Genomic DNA, 20,138 nt, shown 5'->3' on the forward strand with positions numbered 1-20,138 from the left:
GTGGAACTGCTATCCATCAGCCGCGTGCATCTGGAAGAACCCGGGCAGTATTACCATGTGGCGGCCTTCTCGGACATCACCGCACTCAAGAACCATGCGCGCGAACTCGACCGGGCCTGCGCGGAGGCAGGGTTCCTCTACATCGCGGGCGCACAGATGGATGACGCCCTGTTCCGCCGGATTCACACGCGCGCGCAAGCCTATTTCGCGCTCGATACGGACACCAAGATGAAGAGCTATATCGGCCGTTCGGAAAACCACAGCGGCTATGTGCCGGTGGGGGAGGAGCAATTCGCCGCAGGCCAGCGCGACCTCAAGGAGGCCTTCGACGTCAATCGCGACTATATGGGGACCGAGGGAAGGCGACCGCTGCTTGGGCCAAATCTGTGGCCCGAAATGCCGGGCTTCCGCGATGACGTTCAGGCCTATTATCGCCATGTGACGGGCATCGGAGCCCAGCTTTTCCGGGCGTTCGCCCTGGCGCTGGGACTCGACGAGGATCATTTCGACGCGCATCTGCGAAATCCCCCCAGCCAGCTTCGGCTGATCCATTATCCGTTCGACGCGACCGCGGAGGATCGTCCCGGCATCGGCGCGCATACCGATTACGAATGTTTCACCCTGCTGTCCGCAACGGCGCCCGGTCTCCAGATCATCGACCGGCAGGGCCAGTGGATCGACATTCCCTTGGTGGAGGGCACGATGATCATGAACATCGGCGACATGATGGAGATACTCTCCAACGGCCGCTATGCCGCGACACGGCACCGCGTGAAGAAGGTCAGGGAAGAGCGTTATTCCTTCGCGCTCTTCCATGCCTGCGACTATGATTATGTCGTTGCACCCGTCGTGCGCGGCGAGGCGCCCCGTTACGCCCCGCTCAAGGGCGGCGAACATCTGTTCAACCAGACGGCGCAGACCTTCGCCTATCTGAAACGCAGGATCGCCAGCGGCGAACTTGTGCTGGACGGCGCCCTGCCGCTCGATTCCTTTGGCCTCAGCAGCGGTGCTGCAGCCGAACCGCTGCAGCGCCTGTCAGCCCAGCAGGCTCTTTCTGAACAGTGATTTGACGAGCCGCCCCTCCAGAATGCGTCCCACGACGTAGAGCGCGGCGAACAGGCCCGCGAAGACATAGGCCGCGGTGGGCTTTGGCTTCTTGCCATCCTCCTTGCTTTTGTCGTCCTTCTTGGGCTTTTCAGGCGCCGGTGCGCCCAGCGCCTTGTCGATCCAGTGCTGCGGCAGCGCCTTGTCCTTCCTGTCGTCCTTCTTGGTCGCCTCCTGCGCCGGCGGCTTTGCGAGCTTGCCGGCGACTATCGTCAGCCCGGCGAAGCTCAGAAACAGCAGCGGAGCCAGAAAGCAGAACAGCAATGCCCGGCTGGTCAGGTGGTAACGCAGCAGCGGACCCGCGGGCCCCCTCTCGATCCTGAGAACACCGCCGTCGAAGATGGACATCTTGTCCTGCGCCGCCTGATCCTTCTTGCGGAAGGTCAATGTATCGCCGGTCCGCTCATGGCTGGTGCCGGTCTGCCGGAAAAGGGGGACGAGCCTGGTCATGACCTCATCGGCCGATTGCCCGGAGGCGAGCGTCAGACTGCCTCTTATATGCCAGATCCAGTCCAGAAAACGCGGTGTCACATGACCCCCTTTTTGCAAGAGCAGTTGCGTCGTCATTCGGCCGGCATCGCCACAGGCCGGCCGTAGCGTTCCCTGATCGTCTTCCAGCCTTCGGTGAAGGGATAGGTCATCTGCTCACGGATCGACATGCGACGCCCGCCTTCCATGCCCAGCAGTTCCGCTTCGCCGTCGACGCAGGTCCCGAACATGCGATCGATGAAGATATAGGTGTTGGAATAATTGCTGCGCGTCGCTTCGAAGTCCTGCGAATGATGCAGGCTGTGATGTTCGGTGGTGTTGAACAGGAAGCGCCACCAACGAGGAGTGTTGAAGCGAACATTGATGTGCTGATAGGTGCCGATTGCCAGACCGATGGTCCCGGCAAGGAGGGCAGCCCTCGGCAGGAAGTCGAAAAACCCGCCGATGCCCAGCCCAATCAGGAAAAGCTCCACGGGATTGCCGACCGCACCCTTGTTGATGTTCAGCTGGGTGATGTAATGATGCACCGAATGGGGCAGCCAGAGCGGATACCAGTTATGCATCCCCCGGTGCATCCAATATTGCCCGAAGTCGAAAATGAAGGAGATCAGGAAAGCCTGCAACAGCAGCGGCAGGCCCGTAAACCACGCCAGCTTGTCCCAGTTGAAACCGTGCTGGATAGCCTCGATCACCGCACCACTGCCGATATAATGTTCGACAAGGTCCAGAATGGTATAGCCCAGCCCGACATAGAAGAGATCGGTGACCAATTCCTTCCAGGTCAGACGCCAGCTCTCATAGCGCGGACTGATCCATTCGAGCGCCAGCAGCAGCACCTTGAAGCCGATGCCGATCCCGATCGCGGTGGACGCCTTGGCGATGGAATTGGGCGCATAATACCAGAAGGCGATGAGCGCGAACAGCGCCGTGGGCTGAAACCAAGTGAAGATGAACTGCTTGAGCGGTCCACCTTCCACCCGGCCTATATTTTCCCATCCGATAATGACCGGCGCCTGTGCGCCTATCACTCTTTTGCCTACGCGAACGCCGTCCATATGCTGTCCCCGAGATGCTGCTGCCTCGTCCCTGCAGGCGTGTCAGCCACGCCAGGCAACGAAAAAGATGTTCGCAGGTCATTGAACTTCATGTCGTTTCAGCATCGGCAAGACGCGGCCGACGCGCCAGATGCGATTAAGGTATATGCCCCATAGATGCTGCCTATGCCTTTCCGACTTGGTGGCAGGGAATCGCAACAGCGCAGGTCGTTCCCGCGCCAGCATAAGCCTGGCCGGCCCGGCGCTCATGCTGCTCGCGGCCGCATGATGCCGGCTCGCGCCTGCTGGCGAACCGCTTGGCTGCGCCTTGTTATGCGGTGATGGCCGTCCCCCGGCGGCACACATGCACGATGCTGGCGGAAGCCGCCCGCACCCCTTTCCGAAATCGCTGCCATGCGGGGCTGGACCGTCGCCCCTGTGAACCGGATGCTCGACGCATATCAAGCGATGACGGCGGCTCTGAACAACCCGGCCGTTTACAGGGCTGAAGGCGAAAAAGCATGAAAATTGGAAAGCGAAGTGCGGAATGCCCTATGGATAAGTCGGCAAAACGCTGGCTGGGGCGGCAGGATTCGAACCTGCGCATGGCGGTACCAAAAACCGCTGCCTTACCGCTTGGCTACGCCCCAGCACGGACCGGCTCTGCGCCGGTGCGAGCCGCCATATAGCGGCTCTTGCGCGAAAGGAAAGCCTAGTCATTATTTTCCGGAGACGCCAATATGCGGCGCTGACCATCCCTTGAAAGCCTGGAATTCGCTGGCATGTCCGTTCAAAATTCTTCCCCGGCCGCTGCCGCATCCCAGATCACGCCCGCTTCACCGCTGTTTCTTCGTGAGGACGAGATCCGGCGGGGAATCGAGATGCTCTACTTCGGCTATTCGGCGCTCACCCGCTCGATCGATGAGGGGTTGGCCGCGCTGGGGCTGGGACGCGCGCATCACCGCGCGCTCTATTTCATTTCGCGGCAGCCCGATCTGACGGTCAAGGATCTGCTGCGCCTGCTCGCCATCACCAAACAGTCGCTGGGGCGGGTGCTCAACGACCTGATCGAGCAGGGCTATATCGAAACGCGTCAGGGCGCCAATGACCGGCGGCAGAAGCTGCTGCGCCTCAGCCCCGCCGGAGTCGCGCTGGAGGCCGAGCTGTTCCGGGCGCTGCGCGAGAAAATGGCCGCCGCCTATGCGCTGGCGGGTCAGGGTTCGGTCACCGGATTCTGGCGCGTGCTGGAGGGGCTGATCCCCGATCAGGACCGCTCGATGGTTTTTGGTTTGCGGGGGCGCTGAAGATCGTTTCGCAACCTTATCACCCCTACAGCGCTTATCAGCCTGTTGTTGAACGGCAATGAGGATGAATCATGCGGAAATCATTTCTGGCCACCCTGTCCGTGCTGACGCTGTTCGGCGCATCGGCCTGTTCGGAAAAGGCTCAGGACAATCTGGAAAACGCCGGATCGGCGATCGGCAACGATATGAGCAACAGCGTCGATCGTGCCGGTGACAAGATCGACACGGGTCTCGACCGGGCGGGCAATGCGATCGACGAAAGCACCGCGAAAATGGGCGCCGCGATGGACAATGCCTCCCGCGACGCCAAGCGCGAGGCTGGCGAAGCCAGGCAGGATATCGGATCGGCCATGGAGCGGGCGGGCAACGACATCAAGAAGGAATGAGTGCGCGCCGGGACATGCATCCGGCTGCGCATGTCCCGGCCCTGCGCCCTCGCATCGACCGCCTCCGGTCGCGTCGCGGCCCTTGACCTGAGCGGCCAATGACAGCAGCAGAATGGCCATGCTCGGCGCCGGCTCCTCCTCCTCCCCTTCCCGGCTGATGATCCGGCGGCAGGAGCTGGCGCTGATCGGCGCGACCTTCCTGTGGGGGGGTACGTTCCTGATCGTGCATCATGCGATGCGCCATAGCGGCCCGCTTTTCTTCGTGGGTCTGCGGTTCGGCACAGCCGCCCTTATCGCCCTGCCCGTGGCGCTGCCGGTCCTGCGCGGCGTGACCGCGCGGGAATGGCTGGCCGGGGGAATGATCGGCCTTGGCATTTTCGGCGGTTATTCCCTGCAGAGCTGGGGCTTGCAAACGATCCCCAGCAGCACCTCGGCCTTCATCACCGCCGCCTATGTGCCGCTGGTTCCCCTGTTTCAATGGGCGATCCTGCACCGCAGGCCGAGACTGGCCAGTTGGGCGGGCGTTATCCTCGCCTTCATCGGGCTGCTGTTGATCGCACGCCCGCATGATGGGCTGTCGCCGGGCAAGGGAGAGATGCTGACCCTGATCAGCACGATCGCCATCGCGCTGGAGATTATTTTCATCAGCCTGTGGGCGGGGCGGGTGAATGTCGCGCGGGTGACGTTGATCCAGCTCATGGTCACATCGCTGCTGGCCTTCGCCTGCATGATCCCCGCGGGCGAGTCCATGCCGCCCTTTTCCTGGCCGGTAGTCGCATCAGCCTGCGGCCTTGGGCTGATGACGGCGGTGATCCAGCTCGTCATGAACTGGGCGCAGCAAAGCGTGTCGGCGACCCGCGCCACGCTGATCTATGCCGGCGAGCCGGTATGGGCCGGGCTGATCGGCTGGCTGGCGGGCGACCGCCTGCCCGCCACGGCGCTGTTTGGCGGCGCGCTGGTGGTCGCCGCCATGATCGTCAGCGAGATACGGTTCGAGAAGAAGAGCTGAGAGACTGTTTGGAAATGCGCCTTGCGGCGCACGGCCGCACCAGCCCTATCGCCGGAAAACCGGCGCGCGCTTTTCGAAGAACGCCGCGAATGCCTCCTGCGCTTCGGCGGATTTGAGGGCTTCCTGGAACGCTCGCGCTTCTTCCTCGATGCGCCGGGTCACGGCGGCGGGATCGCCCTTCATCAGACGCCGGGTCGCCGCGAGCGCCTGCGGCGGCTTGGCCATGAGGGACGCCGCCTTTTGCCGGGCATGATCCAGCAGCCGGTCGGCCGGCACGATGGCGGTGATCAGCCCGGCACGGTCCGCCGTCTCCGCGTCCATCGGTTCGCCGAGCAGCAGCATCGAGGCAGCCTTGGCATGACCCAGAGTCGCAGGCGCAAGCAGGCTGGAGCCAGCCTCCGGAACGATGCCCAGATTGACGAAAGGGGTGATGAAGCGCGCATCGGGCGTCGCATAGACGAGATCGCAGTGGAACAGCATCGTCGTGCCGACGCCCACGGCCAGACCCTGCACGGCAGCGACCAGCGGCTTGTCGAAGGCGGCGATGGCGCGGATGAATTCGAACGCCGCCTCCCCTCCCTGGGGACCGGCCATGAAATCCTTGAGATCATTGCCAGCGCAGAACGCGTCGCCCTTGCCCGCGAAGATGACGGTGCCGATTTCGGACCGCGACGATGCATCGGCCAGCGCGGCGGTCATGGCGCGATACATGGCGGCGGTCAGCGCATTCTTCTTGTCAGGACGGTCGATATGGATTTCGACGACGCCCTTTTCTTCGATGATGGCGATCCCTTCGCTCACGATCATGCTCTCCTTTGCCATTGATGGGCGACTGTTGGCCGATCGGCGAAAGCGCGTCTATCCTTTTGCTGCTGCCCTGCCTAAAGCCGGAACCATGAACCGGCTCCGCGACATTCTTGACCCCTTCCTGTTGCTGCTGATCGCCACGGTGGCGCTGGCGTCAGTCTTTCCGGCGCGCGGCGAAGGCGCGAATATTGCCGGAGCGATGGCGGATGCGGGCATCGTGCTGCTGTTCTTCCTCCACGGCGCGAAATTGTCGCGAGAGGCGATCTGGAGCGGCGCGAAGGCCTGGAAACTGCATCTGGCGACTCTGGGGACCACCTTCGCCATCTTTCCGCTGATCGGCCTCGCGACCCAGCAGATCACGGCCATCCCCCTCTCCATGCGCGCGGGCTTGCTGTTTCTGACGCTGCTGCCCTCGACCGTCCAATCCTCCATCGCCTTCACCGCGATTGCGCGGGGCAATGTCGCCGCGGCGGTGGTGAGCGCGTCCTTCTCCAACCTGCTGGGCATTGTCATGACGCCGCTGCTGGTCGCCCTGCTGATGGAAAGGAGCGGGACCGGCAGCCTGATTTCCCTGTCCTCGATCGAGGACATACTGCTGCAACTGCTGCTGCCGTTCGTCGTCGGCCATCTGGCCCGCCCGCTGATCGGCGGCTTCGTGGCGCGGCACAAGGCCTTGCTGGGACGGGTCGATCGCGGATCGATCCTGCTGGTGGTCTATTCCGCCTTCAGCGCGGCGGTGGTCGAAGGGTTGTGGCACAAGGTGTCGAAAGGCGAACTGCTGCTGCTGGCGGCGGTCTGCGTGGCGATCCTTGCCGTCGTGCTGCTGTTCACGCTGCTGCTGGGACGCATGCTGGGCTTCAGGCGCGAGGATGCGATCGTGCTGCAATTTTGCGGGTCGAAGAAGAGCCTGGCGTCAGGCGTGCCCATCGCAGGCGTGCTGTTTCCGCCGAGTGCCGTCGGGCCGATCCTGCTGCCTGTCATGCTGTTCCACCAGATCCAGCTGATGGCCTGCGCGGTGCTGGCGCGGCGTTACGGCGCGGCGGCGAACGACAGGCCCGAACTGGCGGCGGCGGGCTGACGCGATGGAGCGACCGATCCTGACCCCGGTGACGATGGAGGCTTTTCTCCGACAGATTGACGCGCTGGCGCAGCGGCTCGCGGCATCGGCGTGGCGGCCCGATTATCTGGTCGGCATCGGTCGGGGCGGTCTGGTGCCTGCCACTTATCTAAGCCATGCGACCGGGCTGGCGATGCTGTCGGTCGACATGTCGGCGAAGCTGCCCGATTTTGGCGAAGCGTTGCTGACACGGCTGGCGGAGCGGGCCGCGGCGGGCGCCAGACTGCTGTTTGTCGACGACATCAACGACAGCGGGCGAACCATCAATCATGTCCGGCACGTTTTGACGCAGGCTGGAGCGCCGCCATCGGAGGCCATGCGCTTTGCCGTGTTGATGGACAATGTCCGCTCGGGCGCGAGCGTGGATTATCGCGCGGAAACCATCGACCGCGCCGTGACCAAGGACTGGTTCGTCTTTCCGTGGGAAGCGGTGGCGAGCCGGGAAACTATTCTGGCCGATTGGGGTGACGTGCCGGAACGGACACGATGACGCCGAAAATGGCGTATTTCCAGTCGGAGAGAGATGGCTGACTTGTCGCGCGCGCCGCTTTGTTATACGATTGTATAACTTAGGTGGTGGTGGGGCGCTCTGGCTTTGGATCGCGGTGGCAGCGAAACTTGTAGCGAACGGCTGGGTCGATCTTCGAGCCGCCTTTTACCCGTTTTTTCCGCCGGACCTGTCGTTTCATTCCGCACATACCGCATTTTGGGGATGAGCCGGATCGGCATTGCACCTATTCGGACCGTGGCCGCGATGCCCTGTCCGACGGCCGGCGGCAAATCAGGGCCGCACCTGCGTCCCCTGTCCCCCCGGCCGTCTGGAGCCAAAGCGCATGACCAAAGCCTATGACGCGGTCATCGTCGGGGCGGGCCACAATGGACTGGTTTGCGCCTTCTACCTTGCGCGGGCGGGTTATAGGGTGCGCATGCTGGAACGGCGGGCTGTCGTCGGCGGTGCCGCCGTCACCGAGGAATTCCATCCCGGCTTCCGCAATTCGGTGGCGAGCTATACCGTAAGCCTGCTCCATCCCAAGGTGATCCGGGACATGGCGCTGGTCGACCATGGCTATCGCGTGATCGAGCGGCCGATCAGCAATTTCTTTCCCCGGCCGGATGGCGGCTATCTGAAGCTGGGCGGCGGGATCGAGCGGACGCAGGCGGAGTTCGCCAGGTTCAGCGCCAGGGACGCCGCCACCCTCCCCGCTTATTATGACGCTCTGGAAGTCGTCGCCGATGTGTTGCGCGACATGACGCTGCAAGCGCCGCCCAATGCGGGCGACGGGCTGTCGATGATCGTGACCGCGCTGAAGCAGGGACGGCGGATCGGCGGCCTGTCGCTGGAGCAGCAGCGCGACATGCTGGAACTGTTCGCCAGATCGGCGCGCGGCTTCCTTGACGGCTGGTTCGAAAGCGAGGCGGTGAAGGCGGCCTTCGGCTTCGACGCGATCGTCGGCAATTACGCTTCGCCCGATGCGCCGGGCAGCGCCTATGTGCTGCTGCATCATGTCTTTGGCGAGGTGAACGGAAAGAAAGGCGCCTGGGGCCATAGCGTCGGCGGCATGGGATCGATCACCCGGATCATGGCGCATGTGGTGCGCGGCATGGGCGTCGAGATCAGCCTGGAAGCGCCGGTGGCGCGGGTGCTGGTCGACGGCGAGCGGGCCGTTGGCGTCCGGCTGGAAAGCGGCGAGGAGGTGATGGGCGCCGCCATCATCGGCAATGTCGGACCGAAGCTGCTTTACGAGCGGCTGATGGACCCGGACGATCTGCCCGCGGATTTTCTGAGGCGCATCCGGGGGTTCAGGACGGCTTCGGGCACGTTCCGGATGAATGTCGCGCTATCGGCCCTGCCCGATTTCACCTGCCTGCCCGGTGCGGGAGAGCATCATCAGTCGGGCATTACCATTGCCCCGACGCTCGATTATATGGACCGCGCCTATATGGACGCGAAGCGCGACGGCTGGTCGAAGGAGCCGATCGTGGAGATGCTGATTCCCTCGACGGTCGATGACAGTCTGGCGCCGCATGGCTGCCATGTCGCAAGCCTTTTCTGCCAGCAGTTCGCCCCTGAGCTGCCCGATGGCCGAAGCTGGGACGATGAGCGCGAGGCGGCGGCGGATCATATCATCGCGACGGTGGACGCCTATGCACCGGGCTTCGCGCAAACGGTGATCGCGCGCGACATCCTCTCCCCGCTGGATCTGGAACGGAAATTCGGCCTGATCGGCGGCGACATCATGCATGGCAACATGACGCTGGACCAGCTCTGGGCGGCGCGGCCGGTATTGGGGCACGGCGCCTATCGCGGGCCGCTCAAGGGCCTCTACATGTGCGGCGCGGGCACGCATCCGGGCGGCGGCGTGACGGGGGCGCCGGGACATAATGCGGCGCGGGAGATATTGAAGGATCGGGCGCTTTTGGGACGGTGGTTCGGGCGCGCCTGATCTTGCCCTTCCCCTGGCGCTCGCCTAAAGGGTCGGCTCATGCCCGACATCACCGTTCCATCCGCCCAGTCCGACCTCAAAGGGCCTGACCTCACTGGCCGCGCGCTGTTTCCGCATCGGCATCTGCTGTCCATCGCGGACCTGAAGCCATGGGAAATCCGCTTCCTGCTGGATGAGGCGGAGCATTGGGCAAAGAGCAACCGGGGCGGAGCGCGCAAGCATGACGATCGGCTCGCGGGCATGACGCAGATCAACGCCTTTTTCGAAAATTCCACGCGCACGCTGCTGTCCTTCGAGATCGCGGGCAAGCGATTGGGCGCCGACGTCGTCAACATGGCGGCGGCGACCTCCAGCGTGAAGAAGGGCGAAACGCTGATCGACACCGCCATGACGCTCAACGCCATGGCCGCCGACGTCATCGTCATCCGCCATGCAAGTTCGGGCGCCGTCGCGCTGATCGCGGACAAGGTGGACTGCCCGGTGCTGAACGCGGGCGACGGCTGGCACCAGCATCCGACGCAGGCCTTGCTCGATGCGCTCACCATCCGGCGGCGCAAGGGCGGCTTCGAGGGGCTGATCGTGGCGATCTGCGGCGATGTGCTGCACAGCCGGGTCGCGCGCTCGAACATGCTCTGCCTAGCCGCGCTGGGCGCGCAGGTGCGAGCCGTGGCGCCGCCGACGCTGATGCCGCCCGAAGTCGAGATGCTGGGCGCCACCCCCTATCATCGCATGGACGAAGGGCTGGAAGGCGCCGACGTCGTCATGATGCTGCGCCTCCAGAATGAGCGAATGGACGGAGCCTTCATCCCCTCTGCACGGGAATATCATATGCTTTACGGGCTGACGCCGGAACGGCTCGCCATCGCCAGGCCCGATGCGCTGGTGATGCACCCCGGCCCGATGAACCGGGGCGTCGAGATTTCGAGCGTGGTGGCCGATCATCCCGAGCGCTCCGCCATTACCGAGCAGGTCGAAATGGGGGTCGCCATTCGCATGGCCTGTCTGGACGTGCTGACTCGTGGGGCTCGCGGAGTGGAGGGATGGTCTTGAGTATCCCGACCCCAAAAAAGGACTCGATGGTCTTGAGCATCCGACCAACAACAGGGAATCGCTGGCAATGAGCACGCTCGCCATCATCAACGGGAAGCTGGCCGATCCGGCGGGCAAGGATGTCAGCGGCGGCATGATCCTGATCGAAGGCGATCGCATCGTCGCGGCGGGCGACGTCGCTGTGCCGGCCGATGCCGAGACGATCGACGCGGGTGGTCTGGTGGTCGCGCCCGGCCTCATCGACCTCGGCGTCTTTGCAACCGACAAGCCCGCCTTCCATTTCGGCGGGATCACGCGGGCGGCGCTGATGCCTGACCAGTCCTCGCCTCTGGACGATGCAGGCCTCATCCGGCAGGCGACGCGGGCGGGCAAGCCTGATTTCTGGGTTCATCCCATCGCCGCCGCGACACGCGGCCTGAAGGGCGCCGAACTGGCCGAAATCGGCATGATGCAGGCCGCGGGCGCCAGGGCCGTGGGCACCGGCCGCCAGTGGATCGCCGATTCGGGCGTGATGATGCGCGTGCTATCCTACGCGTCCGGACTGGGGCTGACCGTCATCACCCATGCCGAGGATAGCGGCCTGGCGGGCAAGGCGGTCGCGACCAGCGGGGAGACGGCGACGCGGCTTGGCCTGTCGCACGCTCCCGCCTGCGCGGAGGCCATGGCGATCGCGCGCGATATCATGCTGGCGCGGGTGACGGGCGCGGCGCTCCACTTCCGGCTGGTGACGACCAGGGCGGGCTTCGACCTGATCCGCGCCGCCAAGGCCGAAGGGTTGAAGGTCACCTGCGGCATCAGCCCGGCCTATCTGTTCCTGTCCGACAATGCCGTGACCGATTTCCGCACTTTCGCCCGCCTCTCCCCGCCGCTGCGGTCGGAGGATGACCGCAAGGCATCGATCGCGGCGGTGGCCGACGGCACGGTCGACGTCATCACATCCAGCCACGATCCGCGCGGACCGGAGGACAAGCGCCTCCCTTTCGCGGACGCGGCCCCCGGCATGGCGGGCGCGGAGACGCTGCTCGCCCTCTCCCTCAATCTGGTGCGGGAGGGGCATGTGTCCCTCAATCGCCTGATGACCCTGCTCAGCGCCAATCCGGCAAAGATTCTGGGGGTCAATGCGGGGAGCTTCGCGCCGGGCAGCGCGGCGGACCTGATCTTCATCGATCCCGACACGCCGTGGATCGTCGATTCGACGAAAATGGCCGCGCAGGCCGGAAATACGCCTTTCAACCGCGTGCCGGTGCAGGGTCGCGCGCGCAGGATCATGAAGGGCGGCACTTTCCTCTGATTTCCCCCTTGCCCTACCCGGCAGGCGACGTTAAAGCGCCCTTCTTCGCTGGCTCGGGCCAGTGCAGGAGTGTAGCTCAGCTGGTAGAGCGTCGGTCTCCAAAACCGAATGCCGGGGGTTCGAGTCCCTCCACTCCTGCCAAGCATCTTGCCGCGAAACCCTGACAATTCAGGGGTTCGCGGCTGGTTCTGCTGGCGAAGGATGGGTCGCGAAGCAGGCGGCCGCACCCCCGGACGCCGAACAGGGCGGGATCGGGAGGGCGGACTGTTGCTTCGCGCTTTGGTGTTTGTTCGAAGGGTTTGAGACGGGCGATGGCGAAGGTTTCTCCGGGCGAATTCGTCAATCAGGTGCAGACCGAGGCGAAAAAGATCGTGTGGCCCACCGGCCGCGAAACGATCATGACCGGCGTGATGGTGGTTATCATGACGTCGCTGCTGGGCCTGTTCTTCTTCGGCATCGACACCTTCTTCGGCGCGATCGTTCAGTGGCTGCTGGCGTTCGCCGCCGGGCAAGCTTGAGTTTTTATTGATTGCCGCGATTTTCAAGTAAATCGCTAAGATCGGGAGTTTGAAACGGTAACATGGCGCGCTGGTACATCATCCACGCCTATTCGGGCTTCGAGAACAAGGTCAAGGAATCGATCCTGTCCGAAGCCGAGCGCATGGGCCTCTCCCAGCTGGTCGAGCAGGTGGAAGTCCCCACCGAGACCGTGACCGAGGTGAAGCGCGGCAAGAAGGTGCAGGTCGAGCGCAAGTTCATGCCCGGCTATGTCCTCGCCAAGCTGGCGATGAACGACGACATCTACCACCTCGTCAAGAACACGCCGAAGGTGACGGGCTTCCTGGGGTCCTCCGGCAAGCCGCAGGCGATCAGCGAGGCCGACGCCGCCCGCTATTTCGGCGCCCAGAAGGAAGCCGAGGCCGCGCCCAAGCACAAGGTCAGCGTCGATTACGAGATCGGCGACAGCGTCAAGGTGCTGGACGGCCCCTTCGCGAGCTTCAACGGCACCGTCGAGGAGCTGGATTTCGAAAAGAACCGCGTCAAGGTGTCCGTGTCGATCTTCGGCCGCGCCACGCCGGTAGAGCTGGACTTCGAACAGGTCGAGCTGTCCAAATAATTTCACGTCATCCCGGCGCAGGCCGGGATTTCGTGTCTCGGGCCGTTCCCTTGCGGCCGGAGATCCCAGCATCCGCCGGGATAACCACAAGGGTAAGTGCGGGAGGGTTTCTTCGGAGATCCGTCTGACCGCTAAACTTGAACCGGAAGGTCGGATTTCCGCCCTTCCAGCAACAGAGTGAGTGAAAATGGCCAAGAAGATTACGGGCTATATCAAACTCCAGGTGCCCGCTGGAGCCGCCAATCCCTCGCCGCCGATCGGTCCGGCGCTGGGTCAGCGCGGTGTGAACATCATGGAATTCTGCAAGGCGTTCAACGCCTCGACGGAAAAGATGGAAAAGGGCACCCCGCTGCCGACCATCATCACCGTCTATGCGGACCGTTCGTTCAGCTTCGTCACGAAGCAGCCGCCCGCCACCTATCTGATCAAGAAGGCCGTCAACCTGAAGTCTGGTTCCAAGGAGCCCGGCAAGGTCGTCGCCGGCAAGATCACCCGCGCCCAGCTCGCTGAAATCGCGCAGGCCAAGATGGCCGACCTGAACGCGAACGACATCGACGCGGCAACGAAGATCATCGAAGGCTCCGCTCGCGCGATGGGCCTCGACGTGGTGGAGGGCTAAGACCATGGCAAAGCTGACGAAGAAGGCGAAGGCTCTCGCCGCTGCCGTTGACAAGGAAAAGCTGCACGGCGTCGACGAAGCGCTGGGCCTGATCAAGACCCACGCGACCGCCAAGTTCGACGAAAGCGTCGAAATCGCGATCAATCTGGGCGTCGATCCGCGTCACGCCGACCAGATGGTCCGTGGCGTCGTCACCCTGCCCGCCGGCACCGGCAAGGACGTCCGCGTCGCCGTGTTCGCCCGTGGCGACAAGGCTGAAGCCGCGACCGCCGCTGGCGCCGACGTGGTGGGCGCCGAAGACCTGCTGGAATCGATCCAGGCCGGTAACATCGACTTCCAGCGCGTGATCGCCACCCCCGACATGATGGGTCTGGTCGGCCGTCTGGGTAAGGTTCTGGGTCCCAAGGGCCTGATGCCGAACCCGAAGCTGGGCACCGTAACCCCGAACGTCGCCGAAGCGGTCAAGGCCGCCAAGGGCGGTCAGATCGAATTCCGCGTCGAAAAGGCCGGCATCATCCACGCTGGCCTGGGCAAGGCGAGCTTCTCGGCTGCCGACCTGCGCAAGAATTTCGACGCGTTCGTCGACGCGATCGTCAAGGCCAAGCCGTCGGGTTCGAAGGGCAAATATGTCCGCAAGATCGCCCTGTCGTCTTCGATGGGTCCGGGCGTGAAGGTCGACGTGGCGGAAGTCGCTTCGGTCTGATCCGAGAAAAGAACAGTTGAGAAAGCCTCCTTCCTCCACGCGGGGAAGGAGGCTTTCTTCTTTTTTGGGAGGCCCTGTGATAAGGGCTTTCCTGCCCTCCCCTCTTCACGGAAGGACAGGGCGACATTGCCCCGGCATGGGGCAAGGGAACGGGTCATTCCACCTTCTGCACTTCAAAAGATAGAGCGGGGCTTCGACAAGCTCGGCCCGAACGGATGAGAGTGGAGCGCAACCCGAAAGACGCTGGAAGCCTTTTCCAGCATCATAAAAAGATTCCGTCGGCAGAGGCGGGTCGCACTCCGATGGAAACAGAATGTCGTTTGAACACCTCCCCTCCCTTCTTTCCGATGCGCTGACGCGTAAAGGCTATGAAAGCCTGACCCCGGTGCAGGCGCAAGTCACGCAACCCGAAGCCGAAGGCCGTGACCTGATCGTCTCGGCGCAGACCGGGTCCGGCAAGACGGTTGCCTTCGGCCTCGCCATGGCGGGCGAATTGCTGGGCGAACAGAGCCGCCTCCCCGTCGCCGCCCAGCCGCTGGCGCTCGCCATCGCGCCGACGCGCGAACTGGCGCTTCAGGTCGCGCGCGAGCTGGAATGGCTCTATGGCGAGGCCCGCGCCCGCATCACCACCTGCGTCGGCGGCATGGACGCTGCCAAGGAGCGCCGGGCGCTCAGCCATGGCGCGCATATCGTCGTCGGCACGCCGGGCCGTCTGCGCGACCATCTGGAACGCGGCGCGCTGGACCTCTCCGGGCTCAAGACCGTCGTGCTCGATGAAGCCGACGAAATGCTCGACATGGGCTTTCGCGAGGATCTCGAAGAGATTCTCGACGGCGCGCCGGAAAACCGCCGCACGTTGCTTTTCTCCGCCACCATGCCCAAGCCGATCGTCGCGCTCGCCAGGCGCTACCAGAAGGATGCGCTGCGCATCTCCACCGTCAGCGATGAACGAGGCCATGGCGACATCAGCTATCAGGCGGTGACCGTCGCGCCCGCCGACATCGAAAATGCCGTCGTCAACCTGCTGCGCTATCATGAGGCGGAGACGGCCATCCTCTTCTGCGCCACCCGCGACAATGTGCGGCACCTGCACGCCAGCCTGACCGAACGCGGTTTCGCCGCCGTGGCGCTGTCGGGCGAGCATAGCCAGAATGAGCGCAATCACGCCCTGCAAGCGCTGCGCGACCGCCGTGCGCGCGTCTGCGTCGCGACCGATGTGGCTGCACGCGGCATCGATCTGCCGAACCTCAGCCTTGTCGTCCATGTCGAAATCCCTCGCGACGCGGAAACGATGCAGCACCGTTCCGGGCGTACCGGGCGCGCGGGCAAGAAGGGAACGGCCGTGCTGATCGTGCCCTATCCGCGCCGTCGCCGGGTCGAATCCATGCTGCGCGGCGCGAAAATCCCGGTGGAGTGGGGCACTCCGCCGAGCAAGGAAGCCATCCAGCAGCAGGACAATACGCGTCTGCGCGAAAAGCTGATGGAGCGCGCCGAGCTGGACGAGCAGGACTGGGCGCTGGGCGCCGAGCTTCTGGAGCAGAAATCGGCCAAGGAAATCGCTGCTATGCTGGTGAAGAGCGCCCGCGCCGCCCTTCCCGCACCGGAAGAGCTTCTGGACGCGAGCGAAGCCCCGGCGCGTCGCGAAGGGCCTCGTCCGGGCTTTGAGGAAACCATCTGGTTCCGCATGGATATCGGACGCAACCAGAATGCCGACCCGCGCTGGATATTGCCGCTGATCTGCCGCCGCGGCCATGTGTCGCGGCAGGATATCGGCGCGATCCGCATCGCCGCCAATGAGACCATGTTCGAGATCCCCTCCGCGATCGCGGCGAAGTTCGTCGGCGCGGTGAAGCGCACCGGCCAGGCCAATGACGACGGCGCCGAAGTGACCATCGAGCAGATCGAGGGCAAGCCCCGCGAGATGGCGCGTGAGAACAGGCGCGAAGGACCGCGTGGCAAGAGCCGCGCAAATGACGGACGCGGCCCCCGCCCGCCTGCGCATAGCCCTCGTCCGTTCAAGGGCGGTCCCAGGCGGAGCGGGCCTCACAAGCCCAGAGGATGAGACGGTGAAGGGCCGGTCCTGTAACGGACCGGCCCTTTTTCCTATCCCGCCCCGCAGAGCGTCAGCATCCGCGCAGCCAGCTCGCGCTCGCCCATGACGACATGGGGCACGCCCAGACTTTCCAGATGCGCCACTTCGGCATCCGAATGGGCGCGGGCGATGACTTGCAGATCAGGGTTCAGGTGGCGGGCATGTTCGTGGATCGCGCCGCCTTCAAAGCCCTCCGGGACGGCGATCAGCATGCGCCGGGCCTCGCAAATCCCTGCGGCGAGAAGGTGGCGGTCCTCCAGCGCGCTGCCCCGCACCACGGCCATGCCCTGCTCCTCCGCTTCCTCGGCGCGTTCGGCATCGGCTTCCACAATCACGAAATGGGCTTTGCGCTCCGCCAGACGGGCGGCGATCAGCTTGCCGACCCGGCCATAGCCGACCAGGATCACATGCCCGATTCGCGGCCGGTTCCGCGCCTTTTCGGCCTCCTGCTCCTCCTCGACCTCCTCCTTCTTCTGATCGCGCACGATCAGCGAAAAGATCAGCGGATTGAGGAAAATCGACACGATCGCCCCCGCAAGGATCAGATCGCGGGCCTCGGCGGGCAGGACGCCAAGCCCGGTTCCCAGCGAGGCGAGGATGAAGGAAAATTCGCCGATCTGGGCCAGGCTGGCGGCGATGGTGAGCGCCGTATCGCCCGGATGGCCGAAGGCGCGGACGATGGCGAAGGCGGCGATGGACTTGCCCACGATGATGATCGCCACGGTCGCGAGCAGCGGCAAGGGCTGCTCGACCAAAACCGCCGGGTTGAACAGCATGCCTACCGAAACGAAGAAGAGGACCGCAAAGGCGTCTCGCAGCGGCAGCGTCTCTTCCGTGGCGCGGCGGCTGAGCGGGGTTTCGCCCAGGATCATACCGGCGAAGAAAGCGCCCAGCGCGAAGGAAACGTCGAAGGCAACCGCGGCTCCAAAGGCCACGCCCAGCGCTATGGCGAGGACGGCAAGGCGAAACAGCTCGCGAGAGCCGCTATGGACGACCCAGTGCAGCGCCCATGGGATGACCCGGCGGCCGACCACCAGCATCAGCGCCACGAAGCCCGTGACCTTGAGCAAGGTGCCGAGCAAGGGGGCGAGCAGATCCGCCGCCCCGGCCGAGGCATCGGCACTGTTCAGCACTCCGGCCAGCGCGGGCAGGAGAACGAGCGCCAACACCATCACGAGATCCTCGACAATCAGCCAGCCGACCGCGATCCGCCCCCTGCGGGTCTCGACGAGATCTGCGCCCTGCAGGGCGCGCAGCAGAACGACGGTGCTTGCGACCGAGAGGGCAAGGCCGAAGACAAGGCCGCCCATCAGCGGCCAGCCCATATAATGGGCCAGCCCCATGCCCATCAGCGTTGCGACCGCAATCTGGCCGATAGCGCCCGGCACGGCGATATTCTTGACCGACAGCAGGTCGCGCAGGGAAAAATGCAGGCCGACGCCGAACATCAGCAGGATGACGCCGATCTCGGCCAGTTCGTTGGCCAGCCCCGCATCCGCGACGAAGCCCGGCGTAAAGGGACCGACCATGATGCCGGCGATCAGATAGCCGACCAGCGGCGACAATTTCAGGCGATGGGCAATGGCGCCCATGATGAAGGCAACGACAAGACCCGCGACGATCGTACCGATCAGGGGCGTGTGATGGGGCATAAGGTCTTTCCCTGACTGCCGGTGGGGCGGGCGCGCCTCCACCGGCAGCATATCATGATATTACTCTGCGACCGCCAGCATGGCGGCCGACAGCAAGGCTCCGGCAGCGCCAAGGCCTGCAAGCACGGCGGGCATAAACCACCAGGGCGGGCGGCGGCGGCTCGATATCTTCCGAGGCATTAAATCCTCCCTTCTTTCTGACGAGGGGATGAGCGATGCGTCAGGAGGATGCAGGAGGCGCGCGGGCGTGCCGGCAGGAAAGAAGGTGGAACGGCCGGGGGGCCGGTTGCGGGCGGGAAAATCGGTGCGACGGCCGTAATCGCAAGATACCCGAAAGCATGGCCGCGATGGAAAGCAGGCCGATCGCAAAGGTCAGGGCAGGCAGCCGCCCGTCCCCGTCCGGCTGCGAAACTTGCGCGGTAACGGGAATCGCCTGAGCGCGGGCTTTCAGCACGACGGCCGTAGTCGCAGGATTGAAGGCGGAGCCGGTCAGACGGCTCGACGGGGGACCCAGCGGCGCCAAAGCGCTGAGCAGCGCCACGCTGAGCGCCATCCACAGGGAGAGGATGAAGAGCAGGCGACCCTTCATGCCTTCATTCCTGTACGGCGCTGGCGTCATGCGTGATATGATCCCTTCGATCCGAAGAGATAGGGACGAGTCCCGCCAAAAACCAGCCCTGAAAGGGAACCGGGTCATGGTCGCATTTTCCAACCGAATGGCTGCCTTGCGTCCCTTGCCGAAAATGCTCTGGGCGGTTGACAGAAGCGAGTCATTCCAGTAGCGGGCCACATTCCCGCGCGGGTCGGTTAAGGACGCATGTTCTCGACGATCTGCGTAAAGCAGATTTGAACGAGAAGAGAAGAGCCATGTTCGCAATCGTGCGCACGGGCGGCAAGCAGTATCGCGTCGCCGCCGGAGACAAGATCGTCGTCGAGAAGCTGGCCGGTGAGGCTGGCGACAAGGTGACCCTGGACGACGTCCTGTTCGCAGGCGAAGGCAGCGACGTAAAAGACGCCGCCAAGCTGACCGTTGCCGCTGAAATCGTCGCACAGGCGAAGGGCGAGAAAGTCATCGTTTTCAAGAAGCGCCGCCGGCACAACTACCGCCGTCGCAACGGCCACCGCCAGAATCACACGATCCTCAAGATCGTGTCGATCGCCTGAGCCGCAGCTAAGTTACGAGGAGTTTGAGTCATGGCACATAAGAAAGCTGGCGGTTCGTCGCGCAACGGTCGCGATTCGGAATCGAAGCGCCTCGGCGTGAAGAAGTTCGGCGGTCAGGACGTGATCGGCGGCAACATCATCATTCGCCAGCGCGGCACCCGCGTCTATCCGGGCCGCAACGTCGGCATGGGCAAGGACCACACGCTGTTCGCGCTCGGCGAAGGCAAGGTGGTATTCCACACCGGCAAGCTCGGCCGCAAATATGTGTCGGTCGACGCGCTGGCCGAAGCCGCGGAATAACGGACGATCGATGACGGATCGTCCCTCGCAAATGGGGCGGTCCTCTTGGGGTGGCAGTCGGTTCAGACGCCGCCGCTGATCGAGGGAAACAAGGGGCGCCCCATCCGGGAGCGCCCCTTTTCCGTTACCCTGCCCGTAACAAAAGATGTCTCCCTGCAATTTCCCTCAAGCCGCTGGAACCCCTGACCTTTTCGCGCGTCGTGCGGGCGGGGCCAGCCAGAGCAAACGTCGTCAAGCCGTAACTTTTTGCGGCCATTGGCGCGCCGGAGATTAGGAGATTTTTGATGTTCGCCCGTACCCCCCGCTTGCTGCTGCGGCCCGGCTGGATGGAAGATGCGCCCGCGCTGGCATCAGCGATCGGTGATCCTGCGGTTCTGCGCAACCTGACCCGCGTGCCCGCAGTCTACAGCCCGGCCAACGCGGAAGAGTTTCTGGCCCTGCCGCAAGACCCGCGCC

General features: G+C 64.1%; 22 protein-coding genes and 2 tRNA genes. 18 read left to right on the plus strand and 6 right to left on the minus strand.

Annotated elements, in window-relative coordinates; all coding sequences use genetic code 11:
• Complete coding sequence (locus ACFC3J_RS16350) at positions 1-1,065, plus strand: isopenicillin N synthase family dioxygenase (RefSeq protein ID WP_375197181.1); 1,065 nt, start codon at positions 1-3, stop codon at positions 1,063-1,065.
• On the opposite strand, the gene ACFC3J_RS16355 is transcribed toward ACFC3J_RS16350, so the two are convergent.
• The 3 genes from ACFC3J_RS16355 to ACFC3J_RS16365 form a co-directional block, all read right to left on the minus strand.
• Positions 1,036-1,635 carry a hypothetical protein gene (locus tag ACFC3J_RS16355; RefSeq protein WP_375197182.1) on the minus strand — a complete coding sequence of 200 codons (600 nt, stop codon included), beginning with the start codon at positions 1,633-1,635 and terminating at the stop codon, positions 1,036-1,038. The genes ACFC3J_RS16350 and ACFC3J_RS16355 overlap by 30 nt on opposite strands.
• A gap of 32 nt (positions 1,636-1,667) precedes the next feature.
• The gene (locus tag ACFC3J_RS16360; RefSeq protein ID WP_375197183.1) at positions 1,668-2,648 is read right to left on the minus strand and encodes a sterol desaturase family protein; all 981 of its coding nucleotides are present in this window, start codon (positions 2,646-2,648) and stop codon (positions 1,668-1,670) included.
• Positions 2,649-3,202: 554 nt separating this feature from the next.
• A tRNA-Gln gene (locus tag ACFC3J_RS16365) sits at positions 3,203-3,277 on the minus strand.
• A gap of 132 nt (positions 3,278-3,409) precedes the next feature.
• Here ACFC3J_RS16365 and ACFC3J_RS16370 point away from each other — a divergent pair.
• The 3 genes from ACFC3J_RS16370 to ACFC3J_RS16380 all read left to right on the plus strand — a co-directional run bounded on the left by ACFC3J_RS16370 (position 3,410) and on the right by ACFC3J_RS16380 (position 5,326).
• Positions 3,410-3,931, plus strand: coding sequence for a MarR family winged helix-turn-helix transcriptional regulator (locus ACFC3J_RS16370; protein ID WP_375197184.1), 522 nt, complete (start codon positions 3,410-3,412; stop codon positions 3,929-3,931).
• 71 nt (positions 3,932-4,002) lie between these two features.
• Positions 4,003-4,317 (plus strand): hypothetical protein, encoded by a 315-nt coding sequence (locus tag ACFC3J_RS16375; protein WP_375197185.1) that lies wholly within the window; start codon positions 4,003-4,005, stop codon positions 4,315-4,317.
• A gap of 112 nt (positions 4,318-4,429) precedes the next feature.
• Positions 4,430-5,326: a DMT family transporter gene (locus ACFC3J_RS16380; RefSeq protein ID WP_375197186.1), complete on the plus strand. Its 897-nt coding sequence runs from the start codon at positions 4,430-4,432 to the stop codon at positions 5,324-5,326.
• Between the two features lie 45 nt (positions 5,327-5,371).
• Here ACFC3J_RS16380 and ACFC3J_RS16385 read toward each other — a convergent pair whose 3' ends face one another.
• Complete coding sequence (locus ACFC3J_RS16385; RefSeq protein WP_375197187.1) at positions 5,372-6,127, minus strand: enoyl-CoA hydratase-related protein; 756 nt, start codon at positions 6,125-6,127, stop codon at positions 5,372-5,374.
• Between the two features lie 94 nt (positions 6,128-6,221).
• On the opposite strand from ACFC3J_RS16385, the gene ACFC3J_RS16390 reads away from it, so the two are divergent.
• The 11 genes from ACFC3J_RS16390 to ACFC3J_RS16440 all read left to right on the plus strand — a co-directional run bounded on the left by ACFC3J_RS16390 (position 6,222) and on the right by ACFC3J_RS16440 (position 16,536).
• The gene (locus ACFC3J_RS16390) at positions 6,222-7,211 is read left to right on the plus strand and encodes a bile acid:sodium symporter family protein (RefSeq protein WP_375197196.1); all 990 of its coding nucleotides are present in this window, start codon (positions 6,222-6,224) and stop codon (positions 7,209-7,211) included.
• A gap of 4 nt (positions 7,212-7,215) precedes the next feature.
• Positions 7,216-7,740, plus strand: a complete 525-nt coding sequence (locus ACFC3J_RS16395) for a phosphoribosyltransferase (RefSeq protein ID WP_375197188.1) — start codon at positions 7,216-7,218, stop codon at positions 7,738-7,740.
• 343 nt (positions 7,741-8,083) lie between these two features.
• Positions 8,084-9,694, plus strand: a complete 1,611-nt coding sequence (locus tag ACFC3J_RS16400) for a phytoene desaturase family protein (RefSeq protein WP_375197189.1) — start codon at positions 8,084-8,086, stop codon at positions 9,692-9,694.
• A gap of 39 nt (positions 9,695-9,733) precedes the next feature.
• Positions 9,734-10,744, plus strand: coding sequence for an aspartate carbamoyltransferase catalytic subunit (locus ACFC3J_RS16405; protein WP_375197190.1), 1,011 nt, complete (start codon positions 9,734-9,736; stop codon positions 10,742-10,744).
• Positions 10,745-10,811: 67 nt separating this feature from the next.
• A complete protein-coding gene (locus tag ACFC3J_RS16410; RefSeq protein ID WP_375197191.1) occupies positions 10,812-12,035 on the plus strand; it encodes a dihydroorotase family protein in 1,224 nt (407 codons plus the stop codon).
• Between the two features lie 65 nt (positions 12,036-12,100).
• Positions 12,101-12,176 (plus strand) — tRNA-Trp (locus tag ACFC3J_RS16415).
• Positions 12,177-12,346: 170 nt separating this feature from the next.
• Positions 12,347-12,553 carry a preprotein translocase subunit SecE gene (secE, locus tag ACFC3J_RS16420; protein ID WP_013848848.1) on the plus strand — a complete coding sequence of 69 codons (207 nt, stop codon included), beginning with the start codon at positions 12,347-12,349 and terminating at the stop codon, positions 12,551-12,553.
• Positions 12,554-12,615: 62 nt separating this feature from the next.
• Entirely contained in the window at positions 12,616-13,152 is a 537-nt protein-coding gene (gene nusG, locus ACFC3J_RS16425) for a transcription termination/antitermination protein NusG (protein ID WP_037451561.1), read from the plus strand.
• Between the two features lie 187 nt (positions 13,153-13,339).
• Positions 13,340-13,771: a 50S ribosomal protein L11 gene (gene rplK, locus ACFC3J_RS16430; protein ID WP_192669946.1), complete on the plus strand. Its 432-nt coding sequence runs from the start codon at positions 13,340-13,342 to the stop codon at positions 13,769-13,771.
• A gap of 4 nt (positions 13,772-13,775) precedes the next feature.
• Positions 13,776-14,474 carry a 50S ribosomal protein L1 gene (rplA, locus tag ACFC3J_RS16435; RefSeq protein WP_375197192.1) on the plus strand — a complete coding sequence of 233 codons (699 nt, stop codon included), beginning with the start codon at positions 13,776-13,778 and terminating at the stop codon, positions 14,472-14,474.
• 313 nt (positions 14,475-14,787) lie between these two features.
• A complete protein-coding gene (locus ACFC3J_RS16440; protein WP_375197193.1) occupies positions 14,788-16,536 on the plus strand; it encodes a DEAD/DEAH box helicase in 1,749 nt (582 codons plus the stop codon).
• 41 nt (positions 16,537-16,577) lie between these two features.
• Here ACFC3J_RS16440 and ybaL read toward each other — a convergent pair whose 3' ends face one another.
• Both ybaL and ACFC3J_RS16450 read right to left on the minus strand, forming a co-directional pair.
• Entirely contained in the window at positions 16,578-18,218 is a 1,641-nt protein-coding gene (gene ybaL, locus ACFC3J_RS16445) for a YbaL family putative K(+) efflux transporter (protein ID WP_375197194.1), read from the minus strand.
• 220 nt (positions 18,219-18,438) lie between these two features.
• The gene (locus ACFC3J_RS16450) at positions 18,439-18,807 is read right to left on the minus strand and encodes a hypothetical protein (RefSeq protein ID WP_375197195.1); all 369 of its coding nucleotides are present in this window, start codon (positions 18,805-18,807) and stop codon (positions 18,439-18,441) included.
• A 278-nt stretch (positions 18,808-19,085) separates the two neighbouring features.
• Between ACFC3J_RS16450 and rplU the strand changes: the two genes are divergently transcribed.
• The 3 genes from rplU to ACFC3J_RS16465 all read left to right on the plus strand — a co-directional run.
• Positions 19,086-19,382 carry a 50S ribosomal protein L21 gene (gene rplU, locus ACFC3J_RS16455; protein WP_176596244.1) on the plus strand — a complete coding sequence of 99 codons (297 nt, stop codon included), beginning with the start codon at positions 19,086-19,088 and terminating at the stop codon, positions 19,380-19,382.
• A 30-nt stretch (positions 19,383-19,412) separates the two neighbouring features.
• Positions 19,413-19,682 (plus strand): 50S ribosomal protein L27, encoded by a 270-nt coding sequence (rpmA, locus tag ACFC3J_RS16460; protein WP_179041264.1) that lies wholly within the window; start codon positions 19,413-19,415, stop codon positions 19,680-19,682.
• A gap of 284 nt (positions 19,683-19,966) precedes the next feature.
• Positions 19,967-20,138, plus strand: a 172-nt coding sequence (locus tag ACFC3J_RS16465) for a GNAT family N-acetyltransferase (protein ID WP_375197197.1), incomplete at its 3' end; no start/stop codon positions are given.

This window comes from Sphingobium sp., from assembly GCF_041987595.1.
Lineage (GTDB): Bacteria > Pseudomonadota > Alphaproteobacteria > Sphingomonadales > Sphingomonadaceae > Sphingobium.